General features: G+C 47.2%; 18 protein-coding genes. 10 read left to right on the top strand and 8 right to left on the bottom strand.

Annotated features, from left to right (window positions below):
• Window positions 1-103 precede the first annotated feature (103 nt).
• The 3 genes from C5O19_RS09830 to C5O19_RS09820 form a co-directional block, all read right to left on the bottom strand.
• On the bottom strand, window positions 104-1204 hold the full coding sequence (locus C5O19_RS09830) for a carboxylate-amine ligase (RefSeq protein WP_094809058.1): 1101 nt from the start codon (window positions 1202-1204) through the stop codon (window positions 104-106).
• Between the two features lie 198 nt (window positions 1205-1402).
• Window positions 1403-2359, bottom strand: a complete 957-nt coding sequence (locus tag C5O19_RS09825; RefSeq protein ID WP_104711732.1) for an ATP-grasp domain-containing protein — start codon at window positions 2357-2359, stop codon at window positions 1403-1405.
• Between the two features lie 46 nt (window positions 2360-2405).
• Complete coding sequence (locus C5O19_RS09820; RefSeq protein WP_104711730.1) at window positions 2406-3110, bottom strand: esterase family protein; 705 nt, start codon at window positions 3108-3110, stop codon at window positions 2406-2408.
• A 227-nt stretch (window positions 3111-3337) separates the two neighbouring features.
• On the opposite strand from C5O19_RS09820, the gene C5O19_RS09815 reads away from it, so the two are divergent.
• Both C5O19_RS09815 and C5O19_RS09810 read left to right on the top strand, forming a co-directional pair.
• Window positions 3338-4156, top strand: a complete 819-nt coding sequence (locus C5O19_RS09815) for an alpha/beta hydrolase (RefSeq protein ID WP_104711728.1) — start codon at window positions 3338-3340, stop codon at window positions 4154-4156.
• A gap of 284 nt (window positions 4157-4440) precedes the next feature.
• Window positions 4441-7002, top strand: coding sequence for a DUF5686 and carboxypeptidase regulatory-like domain-containing protein (locus tag C5O19_RS09810; RefSeq protein WP_165795992.1), 2562 nt, complete (start codon window positions 4441-4443; stop codon window positions 7000-7002).
• A 67-nt stretch (window positions 7003-7069) separates the two neighbouring features.
• Here the strand turns inward: C5O19_RS09810 and C5O19_RS09805 are convergent, their stop codons facing one another.
• Window positions 7070-8089: an acyl-CoA reductase gene (locus C5O19_RS09805; RefSeq protein ID WP_104711724.1), complete on the bottom strand. Its 1020-nt coding sequence runs from the start codon at window positions 8087-8089 to the stop codon at window positions 7070-7072.
• Window positions 8090-8214: 125 nt separating this feature from the next.
• Here C5O19_RS09805 and C5O19_RS09800 point away from each other — a divergent pair, with 125 nt between their 5' ends.
• The 3 genes from C5O19_RS09800 to C5O19_RS09790 all read left to right on the top strand — a co-directional run bounded on the left by C5O19_RS09800 (window position 8215) and on the right by C5O19_RS09790 (window position 11658).
• The gene (locus C5O19_RS09800; RefSeq protein WP_104711722.1) at window positions 8215-8562 is read left to right on the top strand and encodes a 4Fe-4S binding protein; all 348 of its coding nucleotides are present in this window, start codon (window positions 8215-8217) and stop codon (window positions 8560-8562) included.
• A 404-nt stretch (window positions 8563-8966) separates the two neighbouring features.
• Window positions 8967-10259: a porin gene (locus C5O19_RS09795; RefSeq protein ID WP_104711720.1), complete on the top strand. Its 1293-nt coding sequence runs from the start codon at window positions 8967-8969 to the stop codon at window positions 10257-10259.
• Window positions 10260-10317: 58 nt separating this feature from the next.
• Window positions 10318-11658 carry an ammonium transporter gene (locus tag C5O19_RS09790; protein WP_104711717.1) on the top strand — a complete coding sequence of 447 codons (1341 nt, stop codon included), beginning with the start codon at window positions 10318-10320 and terminating at the stop codon, window positions 11656-11658.
• A gap of 114 nt (window positions 11659-11772) precedes the next feature.
• Here the strand turns inward: C5O19_RS09790 and mtaB are convergent, their stop codons facing one another.
• Complete coding sequence (gene mtaB / locus C5O19_RS09785; protein ID WP_104711715.1) at window positions 11773-13098, bottom strand: tRNA (N(6)-L-threonylcarbamoyladenosine(37)-C(2))-methylthiotransferase MtaB; 1326 nt, start codon at window positions 13096-13098, stop codon at window positions 11773-11775.
• 222 nt (window positions 13099-13320) lie between these two features.
• Entirely contained in the window at window positions 13321-14343 is a 1023-nt protein-coding gene (locus C5O19_RS09780; protein WP_094809027.1) for a glutamine synthetase beta-grasp domain-containing protein, read from the bottom strand.
• Window positions 14344-14826: 483 nt separating this feature from the next.
• Here C5O19_RS09780 and C5O19_RS09775 point away from each other — a divergent pair, with 483 nt between their 5' ends.
• From C5O19_RS09775 to C5O19_RS09755, 5 genes are all read left to right on the top strand, one after another.
• Window positions 14827-17034 carry a glutamine synthetase III family protein gene (locus tag C5O19_RS09775; RefSeq protein ID WP_104711714.1) on the top strand — a complete coding sequence of 736 codons (2208 nt, stop codon included), beginning with the start codon at window positions 14827-14829 and terminating at the stop codon, window positions 17032-17034.
• 139 nt (window positions 17035-17173) lie between these two features.
• Entirely contained in the window at window positions 17174-17734 is a 561-nt protein-coding gene (locus tag C5O19_RS09770) for a hypothetical protein (RefSeq protein WP_104711712.1), read from the top strand.
• Window positions 17735-17782: 48 nt separating this feature from the next.
• Complete coding sequence (locus tag C5O19_RS09765; RefSeq protein WP_104711710.1) at window positions 17783-18499, top strand: 16S rRNA (uracil(1498)-N(3))-methyltransferase; 717 nt, start codon at window positions 17783-17785, stop codon at window positions 18497-18499.
• 3 nt (window positions 18500-18502) lie between these two features.
• Window positions 18503-19171 carry a DUF4159 domain-containing protein gene (locus C5O19_RS09760; RefSeq protein ID WP_104711708.1) on the top strand — a complete coding sequence of 223 codons (669 nt, stop codon included), beginning with the start codon at window positions 18503-18505 and terminating at the stop codon, window positions 19169-19171.
• A gap of 129 nt (window positions 19172-19300) precedes the next feature.
• Window positions 19301-20074: an acyl-CoA desaturase gene (locus C5O19_RS09755; protein ID WP_104711707.1), complete on the top strand. Its 774-nt coding sequence runs from the start codon at window positions 19301-19303 to the stop codon at window positions 20072-20074.
• A 212-nt stretch (window positions 20075-20286) separates the two neighbouring features.
• Here the strand turns inward: C5O19_RS09755 and C5O19_RS09750 are convergent, their stop codons facing one another.
• Window positions 20287-21597 carry a dihydrolipoamide acetyltransferase family protein gene (locus C5O19_RS09750; protein WP_104711705.1) on the bottom strand — a complete coding sequence of 437 codons (1311 nt, stop codon included), beginning with the start codon at window positions 21595-21597 and terminating at the stop codon, window positions 20287-20289.
• Window positions 21598-21656: 59 nt separating this feature from the next.
• Window positions 21657-22916: a competence/damage-inducible protein A gene (locus C5O19_RS09745; protein ID WP_104711703.1), complete on the bottom strand. Its 1260-nt coding sequence runs from the start codon at window positions 22914-22916 to the stop codon at window positions 21657-21659.
• Between the last annotated feature and the right edge of the window lie 47 nt (window positions 22917-22963).

The following is a 22963-nucleotide window of genomic DNA, read 5'->3' as shown; positions in this document are numbered from 1 at the left end:
CCAAGTTAATCTACTCGTAGTTAATGACTTATTGCTTTTTGTGGCTCAAAAAGCTGAAAAATAAAAGGCAAAGATCGGTATACGTTTGCAAAAACACAGCCTTTTATCGAATCCCGTGGCGGGTTTCTTCGACGATGTAATCCACTACACTTTTGAGGTCTTGCGTCCGTTCCCAGACGGCCAACTGTCGGTCGGCTCCCGTACCCATCTTCAAAATCGTATTGATATATTCCACCTCTTTGCGACTGCCGAGTTCATCGAGTACGTCGTCTACAAACTCCATTAATTCCTGAGCGAGCGTTTCGTAAGGTACCTCTTCCTGACGGCCGAAATCAATCAGTTTTCCCGAAATTCCGTACCGGGCAGCCCGCCATTTGTTTTCACTAATAAGAGCCTTGCGGTAAAGCCGGAAGTTCAGATTCTGCCGCATCAATTTGTAAATTTTCACCACCAGAGCCTGCATGAGTGCCGCTAAACAAATGGTTTCATCCACCCGCATGGGAATGTCACAGATGCGAAACTCAACCGTATCGAAATGCGGATGCAGGCGAATGTCCCACCAGATTTTCTTACCGTCGTCGATGCAATTGGTTTTGACCAGTAAGTTGATGTACTCGTCGTATTCGTTGGCGGTATTGAAAAACTCGGGAATACCCGTACGCGGGAACTTGTCAAATACCTTGGAACGGTAGCTTTTGAAGCCCGTGTCACGTCCACACCAGAAGGGCGAGTTGGTACTTAAGGCATAGACGTGCGGAAGAAAATACCGGACGGCATTCATGATTTCCAGTCCTTCGTTGCGGCTCGGTATGCCGACGTGCACGTGCAGGCCAAAAATGAGGTTGGAACGGGCGACATCCCGCATTTCGCTGATAAGCTGGTCGTACCGGGGGTTGGGCGTAATGAGCTGATCTACCCAATCAGAAAAGGGGTGCGTACCCGCCGCCGCAATCCGCAGATTCTGCTTGTCAGCTAGCTCCATGATTTCCCGGCGTAAGTACGTGACTTCCTCGCGGGCTTCCTGGATGTTGGTACAGATGTTGGTACCTACTTCCACAACGGCCTGGTGCATTTCTGCCTTAACCCGTTCCTGCAGGATAATTTTTCCACCATCCACGATCTTGCTCATGTGGGAGCGAAGTTCGCGGGTTTCGGGATCTATGGTTTGAAACTCTTCTTCAATGCCAAGGGTAAATACGGGCATAAGGGCTGAGGAATTGGAATGATACAGAGGTGGACTGGGATAAGTTTGAGTGGGATTGAGGAGTTAAAGTTTGAAATAGTTTGATGAACATTTAAGGTTTGAAAAGATTCATACACAGGCAGTTTCAAACAATCAAACGTGCCTCAAACTTTAAATCTAACTTGAACTTTAAACTCGATCAAACTCCACAAACTCGGCTTAAAAACTCGTCAGCGGTTGATTCGTTACGCCGGCTTTGGTGAAATCGCCCCAGGTTAAATTGAGTTTGCCTTCTTCATAAGTGAGTGCCCGTTCGATGGCATAGGCTGCGGCCGTTTCGACCACCCACTCAAAGTTGGTTTCTCCTACCGAATATACATCGGCATCGGGAGCTGGATTGCAGAAGTCGATGGCAATAGGTACACCATTCCGCACGGCAAATTCGACCGTATTGAAGTCGTAACCCAATGCCCGGTTGAGACGTAGGACGTAGTCTTCCATCGTTTTCATCAACGCCGGGTTTTCCGGAAAATCCGCGGCGTAGCGGAGGTGATGGGGGTTACGGGGCTCGTAGGGCATAATCCGGACGTGCTTGCCGCCAATGCAGTAGCAACGATAGTACGATTCGAAATCAATGGCTTCCTGCAGAAGCATGACCAACTGACCCGTTTCATCATAGGCCTGGAAGAGTTGGTCCGGATTATCTACTTTATAGACATTTTTCCAGCCACCGCCCGCGTGAGGTTTCATAAAGGCCGGAAATCCGATGTACTGGTAAATCTCCTCCCAGGGCATCATGGCCAGATTTCGAAATGAGGTTTCCTGCGTATCATCGGGCCGTGCTTTCGAGGGCAGCAATACCGTATTCGGCACCGGAACGCCAATTTTGGTAGCTAGAGCATTATTGAAGAACTTCTCGTCCGCACTCCACCAGAAAGGGTTATTGATAACAATAGTACCCGTGAGAGCCACATTTTTTAGATACGAACGATAAAATGGGACATCCTGTGAAATCCGATCAATGATCACGGCATACTCACTGGCTTCACCCTGTACTACTTTCCCAACGCTGACGGGCTCAGCCCTAATTCCTTCGGGGGCGATCAGATTAACTCGTTCCACAAAAGCCGCCGGGAAGGTGTTTTCCATACCGTGGAGAATACCGATTTTTTTCATAAGAAAAGGGAGTGGTTGGGGTCCGTTAGTACGGATGCTAAAGGGTTTAAATTTTTGCGAGGTATTCGGGAAACATTTCCCGCCAGATGGGCCAGTCGTGGGTACCATGCCAACGCACGTCGAGCCAGTGTGGAATTTGTTTGGTACTCAGAATTTGCGAAAGATGCTCGGTAGAAGGCCGGCAAAAATCGGAGATACAGGTACCCAAAATAATCTGCATCCGCCACAGGTTTGCGTCATGGGAATGAGGCAGATAATCGGGTGGATTATTGAAATATACGTTGTCATCGTAATAGCCGTCCATGAAATTTCGAATGTCAAAAGCGGCTCCCATCGTAAATAGATGCGACACTTTCTCGGGATGGCGAAACGCCACGTTGGCCGCATGAAAACCACCGAAACTGGATCCACTCACGGCGACGGTAGGCGTATGGTTTTCGTGTTGCATCCAGGGAATCAGTTCTTCGTTCAGAAAACGGTCGTACAAACTAGCCTGATAGATCCGGGCTGATGGATGTAAATGCCGGGCGTACCAGGAGTCCGAATCAATGGTATCGACGCAGTATAACTTGATTTTACCGGCTTCAATGAGCGAGCGGGCGGACTCTACCAATTGTACATCCTTCGCTTCATAGTAACGGTGCTGGCTGGTTGGAAAAACTAAAACCGGATAGCCCCAATGTCCAAACACCAATAACTCAATATCCCGGTGTAGAGAATGCGAGTAATACTTAATGTACTGTTCGTTCACTAGTTGATGAAGTTAGAGCCTACAAGATTATTTCGATTTTTAAAGAATCCAAATAATTAATGGTTTTTTAAGCTTGTTTTGCTTCTATAATTAGGTAAATTAAGTTTGTGTAAAATTTAATTTGGTTTACTGTGCTTGTTCAGTTTTAAAATTAGGCGTAACTTACCCATTTTTACCTGCCGCACACCGATTTCCAGCGGAAAAGCAGGTTGGCCGAATTTAATCCTATGCCTTTGGATCCATTTACGATTACAAGTCATTCAGTAACGCTCAATTCTCATTCGCTGGAGCGATTGGTTTCCCTGACGTTTTTGCTCCCCCCGGGTTATGAATCGTCTACCCAGTTGTACGCCACTCTGTACCTCAATGACGGGCAGGATTTTGAACGGTTGCGGCTTCAGGAAACCCTAGAAAAGTTATACCAGAAAAATCAAGTGCCCGGTCTGCTGGTCGTAGGGATTCACGCGAATGAACGACGGCTCTCGGAATACGGAACCGCTCACCAGCCCGACTACAAGGGGAGGGGTGATCGGGCAGAGGCTCATACCCAATTTGTACTCCATGAACTGGTGCCGTATGTTGAAAAGCACTTTCGCGTAAATAAAGAGCTACAAAGCCGGGTGTATGCGGGCTTCTCACTGGGTGGACTTTCAGCTCTGGATGTGTGCTGGAATCATGCGGACGTATTCTCAAAGGTGGGCGTTTTCTCGGGAGCACTCTGGTGGCGAAGTCGGGCGTATGACGAAGGCTATGATGATGCCAATGACCGCATCATGCACGTTCAGATCCGAAACACAATTGGTAAACCCGCTCTGAAATTCTGGTTTGAAGCGGGTACCGATGATGAAAAGGACGATCGAAATAACAATGGTATCATCGACGCCATTGACGATACGTATGATCTGATGTATGAACTGGAAAGGAAGGGATATATACGGGAAACGGATTTTACTTATCTGCAAGTAGAGGGCGGACAGCATAATCCGGAAACGTGGGGAGCCATAATGCCAGCCTTTTTACAATGGGCTTTCAACGATCAATTCTGAGGAATAGCAATTGCATTTATCTAGTAAATTTAGTTTTAATAACGTTTTAGTAACGTTTATTTTTATTAGGATTGCAGTAATTGATGATTACATAGTTTTGAAATCTATTGAAAATCAGTAACTTTTGATTGTCAAACGTAAGAAGCGAGGGCTGACGTTAGGAGCGGATAGTAAGGAAATGCATTTTCATCTCTCTCAGGATTTTGTACCTGCCTGAATGCGAGTCCATGCAACCCTTTCGTTGTTTTTTGCATAATGAAGAAAGACCATTAAACCGTTTTCCGGTGAAAAAACTTCTCCTGCTTATTCTTACCTGCTTTTTTTTCAATCATGCCTGGACTCAGGGTATCCGGGGAACGATTACCAGTAAAAGTGGCGAAATACTTCCCTATGCTTCCATTCAGGTAAAAGGTACTTCGACGGGAACCATGTCGAATGGAGAAGGTAAGTACGAAATTGCCCTTAAACCGGGTTCCTACGAACTACAGTTTCAATACCTCAATCACCAGACCGAAACCCGAAACGTAGAAGTCTCCGCCGACTGGCAGACGCTGAATGTGTCCTTGCAGGAAATCGCAATAAAGCTAGCCGAAGTACGAATCGGGAAGAGCAAGGAAGATCCGGCTTATACGATCATGCGGAAGGCCATTGCTACGGCCCGTTTTCATCAGTTGGAAGTGGATACCTGGTCGGCCCGGACGTACGTGAAAGGAAATTTCCGTATTGAGAAAGTTCCTTTTCTATTTGAGGATGCCCTCAAGAAAGCCAACTTGCAGGTAGGGACCACGTATATTCTGGAATCAATAAACGACCTGAACTTTCGCCAGCCCAATCAGGTGACCGAAAAAGTAGTATCCATCCGCTCGAATCTACCACCGGGTAGCAATCCCGCCATCAATTTTGCCCGCCTGAGTTTTTATAATCCGATGCTGGGTGAAATCGTCTCTCCTTTGTCGCCGAAATCGTTTGGACTGTACCGCTTCGAATATTTGGGCTTCTTCAATGATCGGGGATTGATCGTCAACAAAATCAAAGTAACACCCCGCAGCAAAGGCCTCAACGTATTAGATGGTACGCTGAATCTCATTGAAGGTAGCTGGAGTATTCATAGTCTGGACTTTAGCTTTCAGGACGAAACCGGAACGCAGTACGGCATCCGGCAATTATTCTCACCTTTCGAAGGCGTCTGGATGCCCGTACAACTGGAGACGACCGCCAAAATCAATATTCTGGGAGCAAAAGGCGAAACCCGCTATATTACGTCTGTTCGAAATTATCAGGTCAAGCTAAATCCCAAGTATCACCAGATTCCGGAAGTAGTCGATGAGAAAATCGATAAGGAAATAGCGGCAACCCTGCGTAAAGCCAACACACCTGCACCCACGCAGGCGACTCGTAAGCAGTTGCGAAAAATGGTGAATCAACTGGAAAAAGAAGACCGGAAGGAGCGGAAAAAGTCCGGAGAAGACGTCACCGTCACGCGAAACTGGTCGTTCGAAATTGATACCCTGGCCCGCAAACGACCCTCGACCTTCTGGGAAGGGGAGCGGCAAGTGCCGTTGACGAACCTGGAAACGCAGGGCTACCAGCGAGCGGATAGCCTGTACAAAGCTAACGAAGTAAAAATTCGGAAAGATTCCATTCGAAATCTGCCCAAGTTTAAATTCATGCAGTTACTGACCGGCCATACGTATCGGTATGGGCAACGAAAGGAGCTGGAATGGTATCCACGAGTACTAACCTTTGAATCGCCCGTGTTTGATCTGACCAAAAGTGAATTTTTCAATGCCGTGGAAGGATACGTACTGAAAACCAGACTCAGTTACGTGGAACGGCTCTCGAAAGTTAAAAGCTGGAATGCCTCGCTGGCGGGACGGTATTCGTTTGCCCGGCATCGACTCAACGGGGGACTTTCCCTAGGGTACACCGTTGAAAATACATCGGTACGACTCAGTGGAGGCCGCAATGTGTTTCAGTTCAATCCGGCGGACCCCATCCCAGAATCCCTGAATACCTTTTATACGCTTTTTCAGGAACGTAATTACATGAAGCTTTACGAAAAGTCGTACCTAACGCTAGCCGGAACGCAGAAATTGGGGAACCGGCTCTCCGTATCGGCGGGGCTGAGTTGGCAGGAGCGAAATGCCCTGACGAATAACGTTACCCGAGGCTGGGTAGACCGGCCGGATGTTGCCTTTACTTCCAACGATCCCGAAAATAGAGCGTTGGCTAACCAAACGGCTTTTCCTCGTCATCAGGCCACTGTACTAACGATGGACTTTTCGTACCGACCTCTGGCCAAAGCAGCCATTATGAATGGACGACGGTATACACTTTCCAACCGCTCGCCCGAGCTTACCGGAGCGTACCGACACGGTTGGACGGGCGGCCAATCGTTTAATCAGATCGAACTGGGAATACGGGATGAGCTTAGCATTCTGCGAAATTCATTCTCATACGCCGTCCAGGCGGGTACGTTTCTGGAGAAACCGCTGTACTTTACCGATTATCGCCATTTCAACGGAAATGAGATCATCTTCCAGAATCCGGGCCTCAACAACTTCCGTAACCTGCCCTTTTACCGATTCAGTACGGCCCACCGCTACCTGGAGGCTCATGGGCTATACGAGTTCCGGAAGTTTCTACTCACGCAAATTACGCCTTTGCGATTATACGGAATCAAGGAAAGCCTACAGGTCCATTTCCTCCATACCAAAGAGGTCAATCATGTAGAAATTGGTTACGGGTTTGGGGGCATTCTGAAGGTATTCGGAGCGGAAGTGCTGGGCACATTTCAAAATGGGCAGTATAAAGGACTGGCGTTCCGAGTGCGAACCAACTTATAAAAAAACGCTTCCGAAAACAGAACGTTTTCGGAAGCGTCGAACTGGATGGAAGTAATGATTGAGTAGGCTAGGACAGCTCAATCAAAAACTGAAGCGTATCCACGCCGTCGGCGTAATCCCAAAGTGCGGGCGATTGGGTTTGACCGAAGGGAATACTAGCTGGAATCGTAGTACCGACCACGCACTGAATCTTCTCCGATTGCTCCGCAAGTTTGGCCTCGACCTCGGCAACGGTACCATAGCGTTCGTAAAACAATACCGAAATAGGAGAGACCAATGTATCACTTGCGGTAACGGACAAAAAGCCATTATCGAGGAAGGGCACACGGTTCACCAGGTAAATAGAACGATTGTAGTCGTAATTATGAACGTACTTATGGTTGTTGCTGACGGTTTCCAGGGAGGCAATTGCCTCAAAGAAGGGGGTGAAATCGTATTCGTTCGGCACGTATACTTTCGAAACATTCCGGCAGCCGAGTCCGTAATACGTCAGAATGTCACGGCCCAAACCCAGTAGTTCTTCGGACGTTTCGTTACCCGAAAGCACCGCTACGGACGTACGGTTTTTCCGAATCAGGTGCGGTTTATGGGCAAAGTAGTAATGGAAGTGCCGGGCGGAATTGTCAGAACCCGTCGCGATAATGGCGTCGATTTCTTTCATCAATTCTGTATACGTCAGGTAATTGGCCAACCGTGGTTCAAATTCTACCAGTTTTTTCAGTAAGGCCCGGATCAGAATTTCATCCTGTGAACTGGGCTTCACGTACGCATGATGTCCGGCAATGAGTACACAGAGAATATCATGAAAACCAACGGCGGGAATATTCCCCGCCAGAATCAATCCAATTTTACGAGGGGTACGCTCCTGGGCTAAGGCAGGGTAACGATCCGCCCAGGCAGTCAGATGATCGAGCGTGAGAAAGTGCTGAGCTAATTCCTGTAAACTCTTCACAACCAGTTCCGGAATAAACCAGCCATTTTTACGATACGCGATTTCGGCCCATTCCTGCTGTTCCTGTTTGCCACTCTCGCTGCTAAGCCAATTTCCCAGTTGGACAAACGCCTGTATTCGATCCGATAATTGCATATTTTATCTTCAATAAGTGATAACCGAGTCGGTTTGTCGAGTTTTTTTTGAGACCCGAACTTTATTTAGTTACATTTGTAACCCGATTGGATTAATAGGCTACGAAATTACTAAACGCGACTGACATGGCCATCATGATTACCGACGAGTGCATCAATTGTGGTGCCTGCGAACCCGAATGCCCCAATACCGCTATTTACGAAGGTGGGGTTTCGTGGACGTTTGCGGGAGGTACTGCTTTGGTGGACGTCGAATTAGGCGACGGGACCGTGATGAGTGCGAAAGAAACTCAGACTCCCTTTTCTGAAGAATTTTACTATATCGTTACGGATAAGTGTACAGAGTGCATCGGCTTCCACGAAGAGCCCCAGTGTGCAGCGGTATGCCCGGTAGATTGTTGCGTGCCTGATCCCGATAATGAAGAGGATGAAGATACGCTTATGGCCAAAAAATCATGGCTGCATAACGAATAGACAAGCATACAAGTAGTAGTAAAAAACCGTCTTCTCAGGAGACGGTTTTTTTAATGGGCCTAAGCCTTGGCTTATTACAGCCCTTCGCTGTATAGGTCCAGAATATTGAAAAAAGAACGACTATCTGGTCGTTCTTTTTTTTGCACTATCCGGGGAGATTCTAACATAGGTCAATTTTTAAAATATTTTGCAAATTGACTTGCAATCAAAATAATATGTTTACATACTATTTGATTTATATATAGTAAGCTAATAATTTTTAATATTAAAAATTAAAGAATATTCAAATTTTATTCTGTAAATGCTTTATATTTGAACCTAAAACTTGCGTGTTATGGATTTTGAATGAATATTTGAATCGTTTTAAAACCATTCTTTACCTAACATGTAAACAGAATTATATAATGAAAAAGGCCGTAATTTCAGTTTTTTCTTTGTTTTGCTTAAATCCTGTATTTGCTGAAGTTTATCCGGATTACACGGATAAGCCGAAAGCCAAAACCCAACCTAGCTCAACGCAACCCACTGACGAAAAGAAACCCACCGAAGAGCAGGAGAAAAAAGAGAAGAAAGAAGAAGGAAAAATTACGTTTTCGGGCTATCTGGACACTTATTACATGTTCAACTTTAATAACCCCGCCTCCCGTAGTAACTTAGGTACATCCGGCCCTAGCTCTGATGTGCCGTCGGTAATGACGCCGGGTAATGCCCGGGCTTTCGATCAGAAATCGGGACAGTTTTCGTTGGGTTTGATTCAAACCAAAGTCGCCTACACGAATGATAAGATTGATGCCGTAGCCGATCTGACGTTTGGACCCAATGCCGATCTTGGTAACTATGGTAATGTGCTTGGTCCATTGGGTAATAGTGTTACTTCTACATCATTAGCGATCAAACAAGCTTATTTAACCTATAAATTCTCCAGTAAATTTTCGGTGACGGCTGGTCAGTTTGGTACGCACATTGGGTACGAAGTCATCGATGCTCCGGTCAACTTTAACTACTCGCTTTCGAATCTCTTCAATAATGGTCCTTTCTACCACATTGGAGCCAAAGCTCAGTATTCCTTTAGCGATCGGGCGTACTTGATGGCGGGGGTAGTAAATAACATTGATAACCTCAACGATAATAATAAAGCGAAGGGAATCATTTCTCAATTCTTCTTCTCTCCGGCAACGAACTGGAACGTTTACGTAAACTGGATGGGTAGCAATGAGCAAACGGCAACTGGAAAAACACCCAAAGGTTATTACTATTCTTTATTTGATTTAACTTCTACCTACCAGATTAGCGACAAATTTTACCTGGGTCTGAATGCGGCTTACGGTACGAACAAAGTAGAAATTACCGATAACAATACGACCCGTTCGCAGACCAATAAGTGGGGTGGTGCTGCTATCTACAGTAATTACGCCTTTTCTGAAGTCTTTGGCCTAGGTGTTCGCTACGAATACTTTGATAACAAGGAAGGCGACCGGGCCGTGAGGGATGCTGCAGGTAATGGTACTTCGGTAAATTCCTTTACGGTAACCGGAAACTTTACCCTGGCCGATGGTCACTTGATCATTAAACCTGAGTTCCGCCTCGATGCCTATCCTAAGCTAGCTGGATCGGTACAGAAGTTCGAGGATAGCGACGGAAATTATACCAAAAACAGCCAGTCTACCTTTGGTTTACACGCCATTGTTAAATTCTAACCATTTGATCCTTTTCATACACAATTCCTCATTTCGTATCAGTAAATCCTAATCTTCTATGCAAAAACCATCGTACGTTCCATTGCTTATCCTGACTGCGGTCAGTTTGTTGGGGGTTTTCATGCCCAGTCTCCCAGCTCAAATTAACACGGAAGGGCTTAATTCGGGTGATATGGCCTGGATGATTGTCGCTTCAGCTTTTGTACTGCTCATGACTCCTGGTCTGGCGTACTTCTACGGCGGAATGGTGAACGCGAAAAACGTGATTTCCACCATGTTCCAGAGTTTCATTGGTATGGGTGTGATTTCCGTACTGTGGGTTGTGATTGGCTTTAGTCTGGCCTTCGGTGATTCAATTAAAATTGGTGATTACGGTTTTGTCGGTAACCCCATGACCTACTTCATGTGGAATGGTGTACTCGAAAGTAAGCCCTGGTCACTGGCTCCGACCATCCCACTGGCTCTCTTCGCTCTTTTCCAACTGAAGTTTGCCGTGATTACGCCCGCTCTTGTAACGGGTTCTATGGCCGAGCGGATCAACTTCCGTAGCTACGTACTGTTTATGATTTTGTTCAGCATTTTCGTATACAGCCCACTGGCTCACATGACTTGGCATCCCGAAGGTTTCCTCTTTAAACTCGGCGTACTGGATTTCGCTGGTGGTACCGTCGTACACATGTCGGCTGGTTGGGCTGCTTTGGCTGGTGCTATGTACCTGAAACGCCGGAAGTCACACATGGAAGCGAACTTCCTGCCTCCCGCGAACATTCCTTTCGTACTGTTAGGTACGGCTCTGCTGTGGTTTGGCTGGTTTGGCTTCAACGCGGGTTCAGCGGTAGGAGCTACGCCTTTGGCCGTATCTGCTTTCGCTACGACTAACTTTGCAGCCGCTACGGCTGGTCTGGCCTGGGTACTGTTTGATGCAGCAAAAGGTAAAAAAGTGTCTTCACTCGGCTTCTGTATCGGTGCCGTGGTAGGTCTGGTCGCTATTACGCCCGCCGCTGGTTTCGTAACGATTCCCGTTGCTCTGTTCATTGGTACGGTAGCGGGTATTACTTCCAACTACTTCGCTCATCTGAAAGCTAAAGGTTCTCTGGATGATACGCTCGACGTATTCCCTTGCCACGGTATCGGTGGTATGGTTGGTTTGATCATGACGGGTATCTTCGCTAGCAGCAAAGTAAACTCTGCGGTTGCTGTAGATGGTCTGGCTTATGGAGCATTTGACACCTTCAAAGCCCACATGATTGCCCTGGTATTGGTATCGATCTTCGCCTTCACGCTTTCCTATGCATTACTGTGGCTGACGGACAAAATCCTGCCCCTGCGTGTGAATGATGACGACGAAAAAGTAGGTCTGGACGTAAGTCAACACGATGAATTTTTAATGGAGGCCTAAGCCTCAACCCCAACAAATCCACCGGTTTGCCGGTGGTTTTGTTGCATAGAATAAGGAAGGGAGTCCTGCATTGCGGGACTCCCTTTTATTATTTTCAGTACCAACGATTGATTACTAGTTATGTACGGTCATCAGCTCCGGTTCGCTTACTTGTACTAATCCGTTTTCAGCGATGGTGGTCAGTTGTACGGTTTTGATTTCGTTGATCAGCAAGGGATCATACTGGGCCGTGATGCGAACGTAGTTTTCCGTCCAGCCCTGCATTTGTCCGTTTTCGATTTCTTCCTCGAATAAAACGTCGGATACGCGGCCCAACTGGCTTTCGTAAAAAGCCCGCCGTTTTTTCTCGGATAGAATGTGCAGCATTTTTGACCGTTCGGCCCGTTGTTGTGAAGGAACGATGGGCTTAATGTCCAGAGCGTGAGTAGAGGCCCGCTCCGAATACGTAAACACGTGCAGGTACGAGATGGGTAATTCCTGCAAAAACTGGTACGTTTCCAGAAAAAGCTCCGGCGTTTCTCCCGGGTGCCCCACGATCACATCCACGCCAATGCAGGCGTGCGGCATGAGTTCCTTGATTTTCGCAACCCGGTCGGCATAGAGTTCGCGTTTGTACCGGCGTTTCATCAATCCCAATACCTTATTACTACCTGATTGCAGGGGTACGTGGAAATGCGGTACAAAACGCTGGGACGTACTAATGAATTCGAGAATCTCGTCCGTGAGTAAATTCGGCTCGATGGACGAAATACGGAATCGTTCAATACCTTCTACGGCGTCCAGGGCTTTAACCAGGTCCGCAAAACGTTCGTGACGAATGCCGTTTTGGATCCCGAAGTCGCCGATGTTCACCCCCGTCAGTACAATTTCCTTCACGCCGCGTTCAGCAATTTCGCGGGCGGCTTTCACCACATTTGCAATCGTATCACTGCGGCTTGCTCCACGGGCCAGGGGAATGGTACAATAGGAGCAGGGGTAATCACAACCGTCCTGTACCTTCAAAAAGGTACGCGTCCGGTCGTTGAGGCTATAGCTGGCGTGGTAATCCAGTACTTCTTCAATATTCGAATTATATACTCGGGCCGTTCCGGTAGGTTCCTTGCGAAAATCATCGATCAGTTCCATCAATCGGAATTTTTCCGCCGCTCCTAATACGGCATCCACTCCGGGAATGGTGGCAATTTCCTGGGGTTTCAACTGAGCGTAACAGCCCAGAATCGCCACGTATCCATCCGGATTGATCCGCTGGGCTTCCCGCACAATCTTCTTGCACTTCTTATCGGCGTTTTCCGTAACGGAACAGGTATTGATAATGAAAATGTCGGGATTCTGATTGAACTCTACGCGTTGATAACCCTTTTCTTCGAAACTTCGGGCAATTGTCGACGTTTCGGAAAAGTTTAACTTACAGCCTAGGGTATAAAATGCTACTTTTTTCATGGTGACCTCTTCCTACGCGGAAGAATAAAGGGATGAACTGGGGAGCTACAGGAGATACGAACCGGTGTTTTTACCACACATTTGTTCGAAACATTCCTGAACTAAAACCCCCTACGGAAACGTAACTTTCCTATAAGTTGCAAAATTACCTAATTTGTTCAGTTAGAGCTAAAAAAAAAGCCCCCGATACAGATCGGGGGCAAAATCTATTTGGGGGAAATGTTATTCCACTTCAGCACTCTTCACCGTTTTGATGATACGAGCAGCTACTTTGTAAGGATCGGCAGCCGAGTTCGGACGACGATCTTCCAGCCAGCCTTTCCAGCCACGTTCTACCGTAGCGATGGGGACACGGATGGATGAACCACGATCGGAGATACCCCAGGAGAATTTGTTGATGGCAGCCGTTTCGTGCTTGCCCGTCAAACGGAGGTGGTTATCAGGACCGTATACGGCAACGTGCTCTTTCACAACAGGGCGGAAGGCTTCGAGGATCGTTTCGTAAGCTTCTTTGCTACCTGACGTACGCAGTACCGTGTTCGAGAAGTTGGCGTGCATACCTGAACCGTTCCAATCGAGCGTTCCCAGGGGTTTGCAGTGCCAGTTAATAGCTACATTATATTTTTCGCCAACGCGTTCGAGCAGGTAACGAGCGATCCAGGTTTCATCACCAGCCTGTTTGGCACCTTTGGCGAATACTTGGAATTCCCACTGACCCATCGCTACTTCAGCGTTGATACCTTCTACGTTCAAACCAGCTTGGAGGCAAAGTTCGAGGTGTTCTTCTACGATATCGCGACCTACAGCCTTACCAGCACCTACGCTGCAATAGTAAGGACCCTGAGGACCGGGGTAACCACCCGCGGGGAAGCCCAGAGGTTTGTTGGTAGCAGGATCCCACAGGAAGTACTCCTGCTCAAAACCGAACCAGAAATCGTTGTCATCGTCGTCAATAGTAGCACGACCGTTTGACTCGTGAGCTGTACCGTTTGCGTTCAGTACTTCACACATCACCAACCAGCCATTGCCACCCAAACGAGCAGGGTCTTTGCAAACAAATACCGGCTTCAATAAGCAATCAGAAGAGCGACCTGGAGCTTGCTCGGTAGAACTACCGTCAAAAGACCACATGTCGAGTTCTTCCAAGTTACCCGAAAAGTCGTCAACGATTTTCGTTTTGCTGCGGAGGCTTTGCATGGGCTTGTAACCGTCGAGCCAGATATACTCCAATTTAGCTTTTGCCATGGTTTTGTTATAAATGTAAAATGAAACGATCCGTTCAATTGATGGTTCAAATCTAATCCGGTTTATGCGTATTTTCCAAATCATTATTTGGCTAAATCTTAATATTTATACCAAAATCTTTCGATTTATATAAAATATGCAACAAAATCTTTATATAATCACTATATATTTTTGTTGAAGAATGAAAAAATCTGATTTTTAACTAAATTTTCATTTTTAAGCGGTAATCGTGATCAAATCGAACGAATTTTAACAATTTAAGGCCGATTTTAAGGGATGAACTTAAAAAATAGAATCTATTATTTACATTAGTAGATAAATCAGTATATGGCTATATAGGTTAGTTGAAAATTGTATTTTACCAAGAAGATGGCCAGGGAAGAGTTATTTTTTGCAGTTTTGCATTTCGACTGATTACCCCATTGGCCGCTGGCCGAACTAAACCCGTTTTATTTTCAATACCCCGACACTAATCTCCATTTTATGGCATTAGCACGTTTTAAAGCGTTAGATCTGGCACAGTCCCGCCAGTCAACTCCTGTCAAAGTCCCCTCGGAAAAAGTGACCGAGTACTTTGGTAGTTTAATCTTCAACGAAGAGGCGATGCGTTCCCTGCTGAGCCCCGACACGTTTCAGCGAATTACGAAGTCCATTAAAGAAGGACATAAAATTGATCGTGATACGGCCGATGAAGTAGCCGCTGCGATGAAGTCATGGGCCGTTTCGAAGGGAGCATCCCACTATACGCATTGGTTCCAGCCCCTGACGGGTACTACGGCTGAGAAACATGATGCCTTTTTTGATATTGTACCGGGAACGGGTAAGGCGATTGAGAAATTCAAAGGTTCGGCTCTGGTACAGCAGGAGCCCGACGCGAGTTCATTCCCCAACGGTGGAATCCGAAGTACCTTCGAAGCTCGTGGCTATACGGCTTGGGATCCTTCGTCGCCCGCCTTTATTATGGAAAATGCGGCAGGTACCTCTACGCTTTGTATTCCGAGTGTGTTCGTCGCCTACACGGGCGAGGCTCTGGACTACAAAACGCCCCTGTTGAAATCCATCGAGCTGATTGATAAAGCAGCCACGAAGGTGATGAGCGAGTACTTCGACCGGAATACGGAGAAGACCATCCCTACGCTCGGAGCCGAACAGGAATATTTCTTGATTGACGAAGCCCTCTTTAATGCTCGTCCTGATTTATTAATGTCGGGTCGTACCGTATTCGGTCATGCTCCCGCCAAAGGTCAGCAACTGGAAGATCACTATTTCGGCTCGATTCCTCCGCGGGTAAATGCCTTTATGGTAGAGTTTGAAATAGAGGCTCAGCGTCTGGGCATTCCCGTGCGTACACGTCACAACGAGGTAGCTCCCGCTCAGTTTGAAGTAGCTCCTACGTTTGAGGAAGTAAACCTGGCCTGCGATCACAACGCCCTGCTGATGGATTTGATGCAGAAAGTGGCCGCTCGGCATAAGTTTAAAGTACTCTTCCACGAGAAACCATTCGCGGGGATCAACGGTTCGGGTAAACACAACAACTGGTCACTAGCAACGGACACGGGCATCAACGTACTCGGCCCCAGCACGAAACCCAAGGAAAGCCTGCGTTTTGTAAGCTTCCTGGTCTGCGTGGTGAAAGCCGTACACGATAACGCAGATCTGCTGCGGGCTGCCATTGCTACGGCGGGTAACGAACACCGTTTGGGGGCGAACGAAGCTCCTCCGGCCATCATGTCGGTATTCCTGGGTTCAGAAATGAGCCGCGTCATTGATACGCTGGAAAACATGCCGCCGATGACGGAGTTCAAACTCGAAAAAGGCGACAACGTATACCTGAAACTGGGTATCAACAAAGTGCCTTCGCTGTTGCTCGACAACACCGACCGTAACCGTACCTCGCCTTTTGCCTTTACGGGTAATAAATTCGAATTCCGGGCGGTAGGTTCTTCAGCGAACTCTGCGTCGGCCATGACGATCCTGAATACGATTGTAGCCGATCAACTGATTCAGTTCCGCAAAGACGTAGATGCGTTAATCGATACGGATCTGAAGAAAGAGCTGGCCATTGTCGAAGTGCTTAAGAAGTACATCAAGTCTTCGAAGCGAATCATTTTCGAAGGCAACGGCTATTCTGACGAGTGGGTGGAAGAAGCTGAACGTCGCGGTCTGGCGAACATTCGTTCGGCCCCGGAAGCTCTGGGCGTATATACCCGTAAGGAAGTGGCAGAACTCTTCGAGAAATATGATATTTTCACGGAGAAAGAACTACACGCTCGCTACGAAATCGAACTGGAAAATTACATCAAGAAAATTCAGATTGAGTCACGGGTGATTGGCGATCTCGCCATCAACCATATTCTTTCTACGGCTCTCAAGTACCAGTCACAACTGGTGGATAACGTCAAAGGCCAGAAAGACATTGGGATCGAGGAGAAGTACTACGCTCCGACGGTGGAAACCATCAAACGGATTGCCGAGTACACGGCCAAAATTCAGATCCTGGTTGATGAAATGACCGAAGCCCGGAAACAGGCTAATGCCATTCAGGATAGTGCGGAGCAGGCTCGCCTGTACGGAACGAAAGTGAAGGGTTATTTTGACGAGATCCGTTACTACGTTGATAAGCTTGAACTGATTGTAGACGACGATGAATGGCCGCTGGTGAAATACCGTGAGTTACTGATGCTTCGCTAGATAAACTTGGAATCAGAGAGGACTAAGGGATTTCCAGGAGTCATTTTTGAACAAATTCTTGCGTAAAAATCGAGAAAAGCCCGCTTGACTGCGGGCTTTTTTTTCGTACTTTGGCTTTCAAACCAATGCTTACACCCTTATGCCGACCGCAGAAAACTCCGGCTATTCCTCTACAGACATTCAGCAACTGAAAGACGAAATCCGCTCGAGCGGCCACTCTTTCATTTATACGGAAGACCCTGATATGGACGAGCCCACGGGCGATGAGTTCGCTCATTTCCAGTTTGTGGGGGTTCACGAAGGAAAAGAAGTAATTTACGACGCCGTTTTGTATACCTTACGTTTACACCACAGCAGTTTGGTGTACGAAGAAGCCGAGCGTCAGGCTATGCAGGAACATCCCCTGTACGTACCTCTGGATCAGCGAGATGAGACCTATCAGGCCAACGATGAAGTGGATGAAGAAGTAGAACTGCTGATTACAGAAATCATTGAAGAGCTTGAGGAAAACGAAGAAATCAAGGTAACGGAGCACCTGGAGACGGAATACAGCGAAGAAGGTAGCGTCGAGCTTGATATTTGCCTGAACGTAGAAGCCGTTAATGACGAAGTCATCGAAAACTTCATCAAAGACTTCACGTCCGGTCAGTTAGAACTCGACACAACGCTTTATTCCTTTAAAAGTCTCGAAGAAGAATAATCGTATGCCGCAGTGAGTACAAAAACTCGCTGCGGCTTTATAGTACCTATGCACTTATTTTATGAGCCGGATATTCAGCAACGGCTATTTTTATCAGAAGAGGAGTCACGGCACGCGGTAAAAGTGCTTCGTTTATCAACGGGAGATACGTTGAAAATTGTGGACGGAAAGGGTTTCCGCTACGAAGCCGAAATCGTCGATCCCAATCCTAAACGCTGCTCCGTACGGATCCGCTCGGTGGAGCAGGAGGCTACGGTACGGTCGTTCTCCATTCATCTGGCGATTGCTCCTACCAAAGATCTGGATCGAATCGAATGGATGCTGGAAAAATGCGTGGAAGTAGGCGTAGACCAGGTGAGTTTTATCCGTACCCGTCGTACCGATGAGCGGTACTGGAAAGGAAAATCCATTCACCTGGACCGACTGGAAAAAATTGCAGTTTCAGCTCTGAAACAGTCCCTGAAACTGACGATGCCGCGGGTAGAAGGCCTTATTCCCTGGGACGCATTCTTGGAAAATCTTCCCGCCGATCGCCAGAAATTGATTGCTCATTTGGAAAATGAAGATCGCCAGCTGCTCAAATATCGAGCTACGCCGGGCGGCTCTTACGTGATTCTGATCGGTCCGGAAGGAGATTTTACCACACAGGAAATTGCGGAAGCAAAAGAAAAAGGATTTTTAGCCGTTAGTTTAGGGGAAAGCCGGCTCCGTACGGAAACCGCTGGCCTCATTGCAGTACATACGCTGGATTTACTTAATCAATAAGGCATGAAACGACTCGGAATGCTCATGGTCCTTTGGCTGGCAGGCCTTTGTCTGAACACGTTACCAGCGATGGCCCAAACGATCCGCATTGCCAAGCTAAAGTACGGGGGCGGTGGTGACTGGTACGCGAACAAAACGTCTTTGCCCAATCTGATCAAGTTTTGCAATCAGAACCTTAAAACCAATATTGCGGCCGAAGAAGATATCGTGGAGCCAGGGAGTGCCGAGCTTTTTAATTACCCCTTTGTACACATGACGGGTCATGGTAATGTCGTTTTCACGGACGCCGAAGCTCAAAATATTCGTAAGTATCTCGTCGCCGGAGGATTTTTGCACATCGACGATAATTACGGCTTGGAAAAATTCATTCGCCGCGAGATGAAGAAGGTATTTCCTGAGCTGAATTTTGTGGAAGTACCCTTTAATCATCCCTTGTACAAAGCCAAATACGTCTTCCCGAACGGGTTGCCTAAGGTGCACGAACACGACGGCAAAGCTCCACAAGGCTACGGTCTGATTTGGCAAGGGCGACTGGTTTGCTTCTTCAGTTACGAATGTGATTTGGGAAATGGCTGGGAAGATCAGAGCGTATACAACGATCCGGAACCCGTCCGGCAGAAAGCTCTACAAATGGGGGCGAATTTGGTTTATTACGCCATGACCACTTTTTAGCATTAAATTTGTGATTTGAACAGGATTTTTATCCATTTTTTCAAAAAAAAATAAACTTTTGCAACTAAGTATTCAAAGCTTAGGTTAGACTATTAACTTTGTACTTGGTACTTCATTAAATCTGCCGAAATGCAACTCATTCTTCCAGCGTTCATCATTCATTGGTACCTGTCGCTTTTTAGCCAGACCTTTTTCTTACATCGTTACTCTGCTCACAAGATGTTTACGATGAATAAGTTCTGGGAGCGGTTCTTTTACCTGCTCACCTACATCTCACAGGGATCCAGCTATCTGAGCCCGAAGGGATACGCGATTTTGCACCGAATGCACCACGCTTTTAGCGACGGACCACGTGATCCGCACTCACCTCACAACTCTACCAACGTCTTCACGATGATGTGGAAGACAAAAGACATTTACAACGCCATTTTGTTTGGTCGTACGAAAGTTGAGCCTCAGTTCGATAAAAACTATCCGTACTGGAGCACGATCGAAAAAATGGGTGATTCCTGGATTTCACGCATTGGCTGGGGTACGGCCTATTCTTTGCTGTACATTGCCGCATTCATCTGGTTTGATATGCACTGGGCGTTTTTCTTCCTGTTGCCGATTCACTTCCTGATGGGTCCCGTACACGGAGCAATCGTAAACTGGAGCGGTCACAAGTATGGCTATCAGAACTACGACAACAACGATAAATCGAAAAACTCCCTGGTACTGGATTTCCTGATGATGGGCGAGTTGTTCCAAAACAACCACCACAAACTGCCTAACCAGGTAAACTTTGCTTCAAAGTGGTACGAATTTGATCCTACCTACCCGGTCATCAAAACGCTCCACTGGATGAAGATCATCCGTCTAAAACCCGTAAAAGTTCGGGCTCAGGAGGAAGTAGAAGCGTAAGCGAATACGATACGATTACTTAAAAAGGGTGGCTTGATCAAGCCGCCCTTTTTATTTTAAACCCTTTACTTTCAATTCAGTAGTAATACGGTGCTCTATCATGAAAGCTGAAACAGAGGAATGTAATACAAAATCAAAGTAGGTATAAAAAGGGAAGAAGGAAGACTATTAACTCAGTCTTCCTTCTTCCCTTTTACTAGCGTTAGTGGCTTCTAAATCAGTTTACGATCTGCATCAAACGCTTCCAGATAATCCGAAACGCGTTTTACGAACTGCCCGCCCAGTGAACCATCGACGATCCGGTGGTCGTACGAATGGGAAATGAACATTTTGTGACGAATGCCAATCAGATCTCCTTCGGGCGTTTCAATGACAGCTGGTTTCTTCTGAATCGCTCCGAATGCCATGATGGCTACCTGCGGCTGTACGATAATGGGCGTACCCATGAGATTTCCGAAAGTACCAATGTTCGAAACGGTATACGTACCATCGGCCAGATCGTCAGCTTTCAGTTTGTTCTCGCGGGCTCTTTTGGTAAGGTCGTTGATCTTCTTGGTTAATCCCACCAAATTGTACTGATCGGCGTTGTGAATCACCGGTACAATCAAATTACCACTGGGCAAAGCCACGGCCATACCTACATTTACAGCTTTTTTAATGAGAATACGGTCGCCGTCTACCGAACTGTTAATCATCGGAAAATCCTTAATGGCTTTCACTACGGCTTCGATCAGTAGCGGGGTGTAGGTAAGGTTTTCTCCATATTCTTTCTGGAATTGAACCTTCATGCGTTCACGCCAGCGAACAATGGCCGTCATATCCGTTTCGACGAAACTGCTGACGTGCGGAGCAATGCGTTTGGAATCCACCATTCGTTCCGCAATCAGTTTCCGCATGCGATCCATTTCCTGAATCTCTACGTCACCCGTACTAAAGCTTGGCTTGCTTACGGCGGGAGCTGATGTTACTGGAGCTGGTTTGGGTTCAGGAGCGGCTGACGGCGTTGACCGTCGGGCGACGTAATCCAACATATCGTTTTTGGTGACCCGACCATCCACGCCCGTACCGGGAACGGTATTCAGTTCATCCATGGAAATCCCCTCCGTCTGACTGATCGTTAGTACAAGCGGCGAATAGTACCGTCCCGCTTGAGGAGTGCCTTCCGACCGAACGGGTTCACTGATGGCCGTCTGTACCTGATTTTCGAGGTAACTGGCGGCTTCCTCCGTATCGTTTATTTCTTCAGGAGCTTTCGGTGTAGGAGATTCTGAAGATGTTGTGCCTGCGGCATCGGTTTCGACCCGACAAATGGGTTTGCCAATGGTAGCCACATCGCCTTCCTGCACGAGCCATTCTTTTAAAATACCCGCCTGGGTTGCCGGAATTTCCGTATCTACTTTGTCCGTCGCCACTTCCAGCAAAGGTTCATCAATTTCCACACGATCACCGGGCTTTTTGAGCAGGGTAAGTACGGTGGCTTCATGAATGCTTTCGCCCATGGCAGGCATAAGAATCTCAGTCATAGATTGATTCTGTTTAGCATTTCGAGCAACATTACTAGTGATTTAGCTCGATTTACGTATTAATCCAAGGGAAGGCCAACTAGCACTTTCCGCAACAAATTTAAGAGAGAAAGGGCCGTTTGATGAATATTCTGTAGACGGTCACCCCCTAAAGTCAGTTTTTTCGTAATGGTTTGCTCGGGAGATGCCAGGGCAATCCAGATGGTTCCTACGGGTTTTTCGGTAGTACCGCCGTCGGGACCGGCAATGCCACTGGTAGCGAGTCCGAAGGTAGTTCCGAAGCGTTCGCGTACGCCTTCGGCCATTTCTCGGATCGTTGGCTCTGAAACAGCTCCGTAGTTCTCCAGCGTAGCGGACTGAACGTCGAGCGTATTCATCTTGGCCGCATTGGAATAACTCACCACGCCTGCCTGAAAATATGCTGAGCTTCCCGGAATTTTTGTAATCAGGTGAGAGAGGTACCCGCCGGTGCAGCTTTCGGCAATGGACAAGCTATGGCCGGATTCACGTAGTAACCGGGCTACTACGTCTTCAATCTCATCGCCGTCGTATCCATACACATAGGTAGAAATCAGCGGTAAAACTTTAGCGATCTCGGCGTTCACTTCTGCTTGCAGGACCTCCAGCGATTCGCCGGTGGCCGTCAGCCGAAGTTTCACCATACCCATCGAAGGTAAGTACGCCAGTTTGATGTGTGAGGGCAATGCATCTTCCCAAGCTTCGATACGTTCGGCCAGAAAGGATTCACCAATACCAATGGTACGCAGCATTTTATGGTGAATAACTGGCAGGGGAAACGTCGACTTAATGCGGGGTAGCACCTCATCCGTCATCAGACCCTTCATTTCGTGCGGAACGCCGGGTAATGAAACAAATACCGTACCGCGTTCATAGAACCACATGCCTGGAGCCGTACCCCGCGTATTGGGAAGGTAGGTGGCATTCAGGGGGAGAGACGCCTGTAACTTATTAATTTCGGTAAGTTCCCGCCCCCTTTTCTGGAAAAATTCGGTTACGAATACTAACGCTTCCGGGTGGATGGCCTGACCAGTATTAAAGTATTCGCAAAGGGTAGTTTTGGTGATGTCATCTTTGGTAGGACCTAAGCCGCCCGTTAATATGACAATGTCAGCTCGTTGTTCGGCTTCGCTCAAAATACTCAAAATAGCGGCTCGCTGGTCACCGACAGAGCTTTTGCGAACGGTACGTACGCCGATAGCTGACAATTCAGCCCCAATCCATTGCGTATTTGTATCGGTGATTTGTCCAAAAAGGATTTCATCGCCAATCGTTATAATTTCTGCCGTAACGGGTCTCATGAGAGTAAACTTGAATGTCAATAATCAAGAAAGTAGGGGACTGGCAT

This window comes from Siphonobacter curvatus (assembly GCF_002943425.1).
Classification (GTDB): Bacteria; Bacteroidota; Bacteroidia; order Cytophagales; family Spirosomataceae; genus Siphonobacter; species Siphonobacter curvatus.
The sequence above is the reverse complement of the archived record's forward strand: the minus strand, read 5'-3'. Positions and strand labels throughout refer to the sequence as shown.

Excerpts from the sequence above, each read along its gene's own strand:
- C5O19_RS09775 (WP_104711714.1), top strand. The coding sequence starts at position 14,827 with ATGGCATTAGCACGTTTTAAAGCGTTAGATCTGGCACAGTCCCGCCAG.
- C5O19_RS09765 (WP_104711710.1), top strand. The coding sequence starts at position 17,783 with ATGCACTTATTTTATGAGCCGGATATTCAGCAACGGCTATTTTTATCA.
- C5O19_RS09800 (WP_104711722.1), top strand. The coding sequence starts at position 8,215 with ATGGCCATCATGATTACCGACGAGTGCATCAATTGTGGTGCCTGCGAA.
- C5O19_RS09805 (WP_104711724.1), bottom strand. The coding sequence starts at position 8,089 with ATGCAATTATCGGATCGAATACAGGCGTTTGTCCAACTGGGAAATTGG.
- C5O19_RS09815 (WP_104711728.1), top strand. The coding sequence starts at position 3,338 with ATGCCTTTGGATCCATTTACGATTACAAGTCATTCAGTAACGCTCAAT.
- C5O19_RS09795 (WP_104711720.1), top strand. The coding sequence starts at position 8,967 with ATGAAAAAGGCCGTAATTTCAGTTTTTTCTTTGTTTTGCTTAAATCCT.
- C5O19_RS09790 (WP_104711717.1), top strand. The coding sequence starts at position 10,318 with ATGCAAAAACCATCGTACGTTCCATTGCTTATCCTGACTGCGGTCAGT.
- C5O19_RS09830 (WP_094809058.1), bottom strand. The coding sequence starts at position 1,204 with ATGCCCGTATTTACCCTTGGCATTGAAGAAGAGTTTCAAACCATAGAT.
- C5O19_RS09760 (WP_104711708.1), top strand. The coding sequence starts at position 18,503 with ATGAAACGACTCGGAATGCTCATGGTCCTTTGGCTGGCAGGCCTTTGT.
- C5O19_RS09780 (WP_094809027.1), bottom strand. The coding sequence starts at position 14,343 with ATGGCAAAAGCTAAATTGGAGTATATCTGGCTCGACGGTTACAAGCCC.
- mtaB (WP_104711715.1), bottom strand. The coding sequence starts at position 13,098 with ATGAAAAAAGTAGCATTTTATACCCTAGGCTGTAAGTTAAACTTTTCC.
- C5O19_RS09770 (WP_104711712.1), top strand. The coding sequence starts at position 17,174 with ATGCCGACCGCAGAAAACTCCGGCTATTCCTCTACAGACATTCAGCAA.
- C5O19_RS09825 (WP_104711732.1), bottom strand. The coding sequence starts at position 2,359 with ATGAAAAAAATCGGTATTCTCCACGGTATGGAAAACACCTTCCCGGCG.
- C5O19_RS09750 (WP_104711705.1), bottom strand. The coding sequence starts at position 21,597 with ATGACTGAGATTCTTATGCCTGCCATGGGCGAAAGCATTCATGAAGCC.
- C5O19_RS09745 (WP_104711703.1), bottom strand. The coding sequence starts at position 22,916 with ATGAGACCCGTTACGGCAGAAATTATAACGATTGGCGATGAAATCCTT.
- C5O19_RS09755 (WP_104711707.1), top strand. The coding sequence starts at position 19,301 with ATGCAACTCATTCTTCCAGCGTTCATCATTCATTGGTACCTGTCGCTT.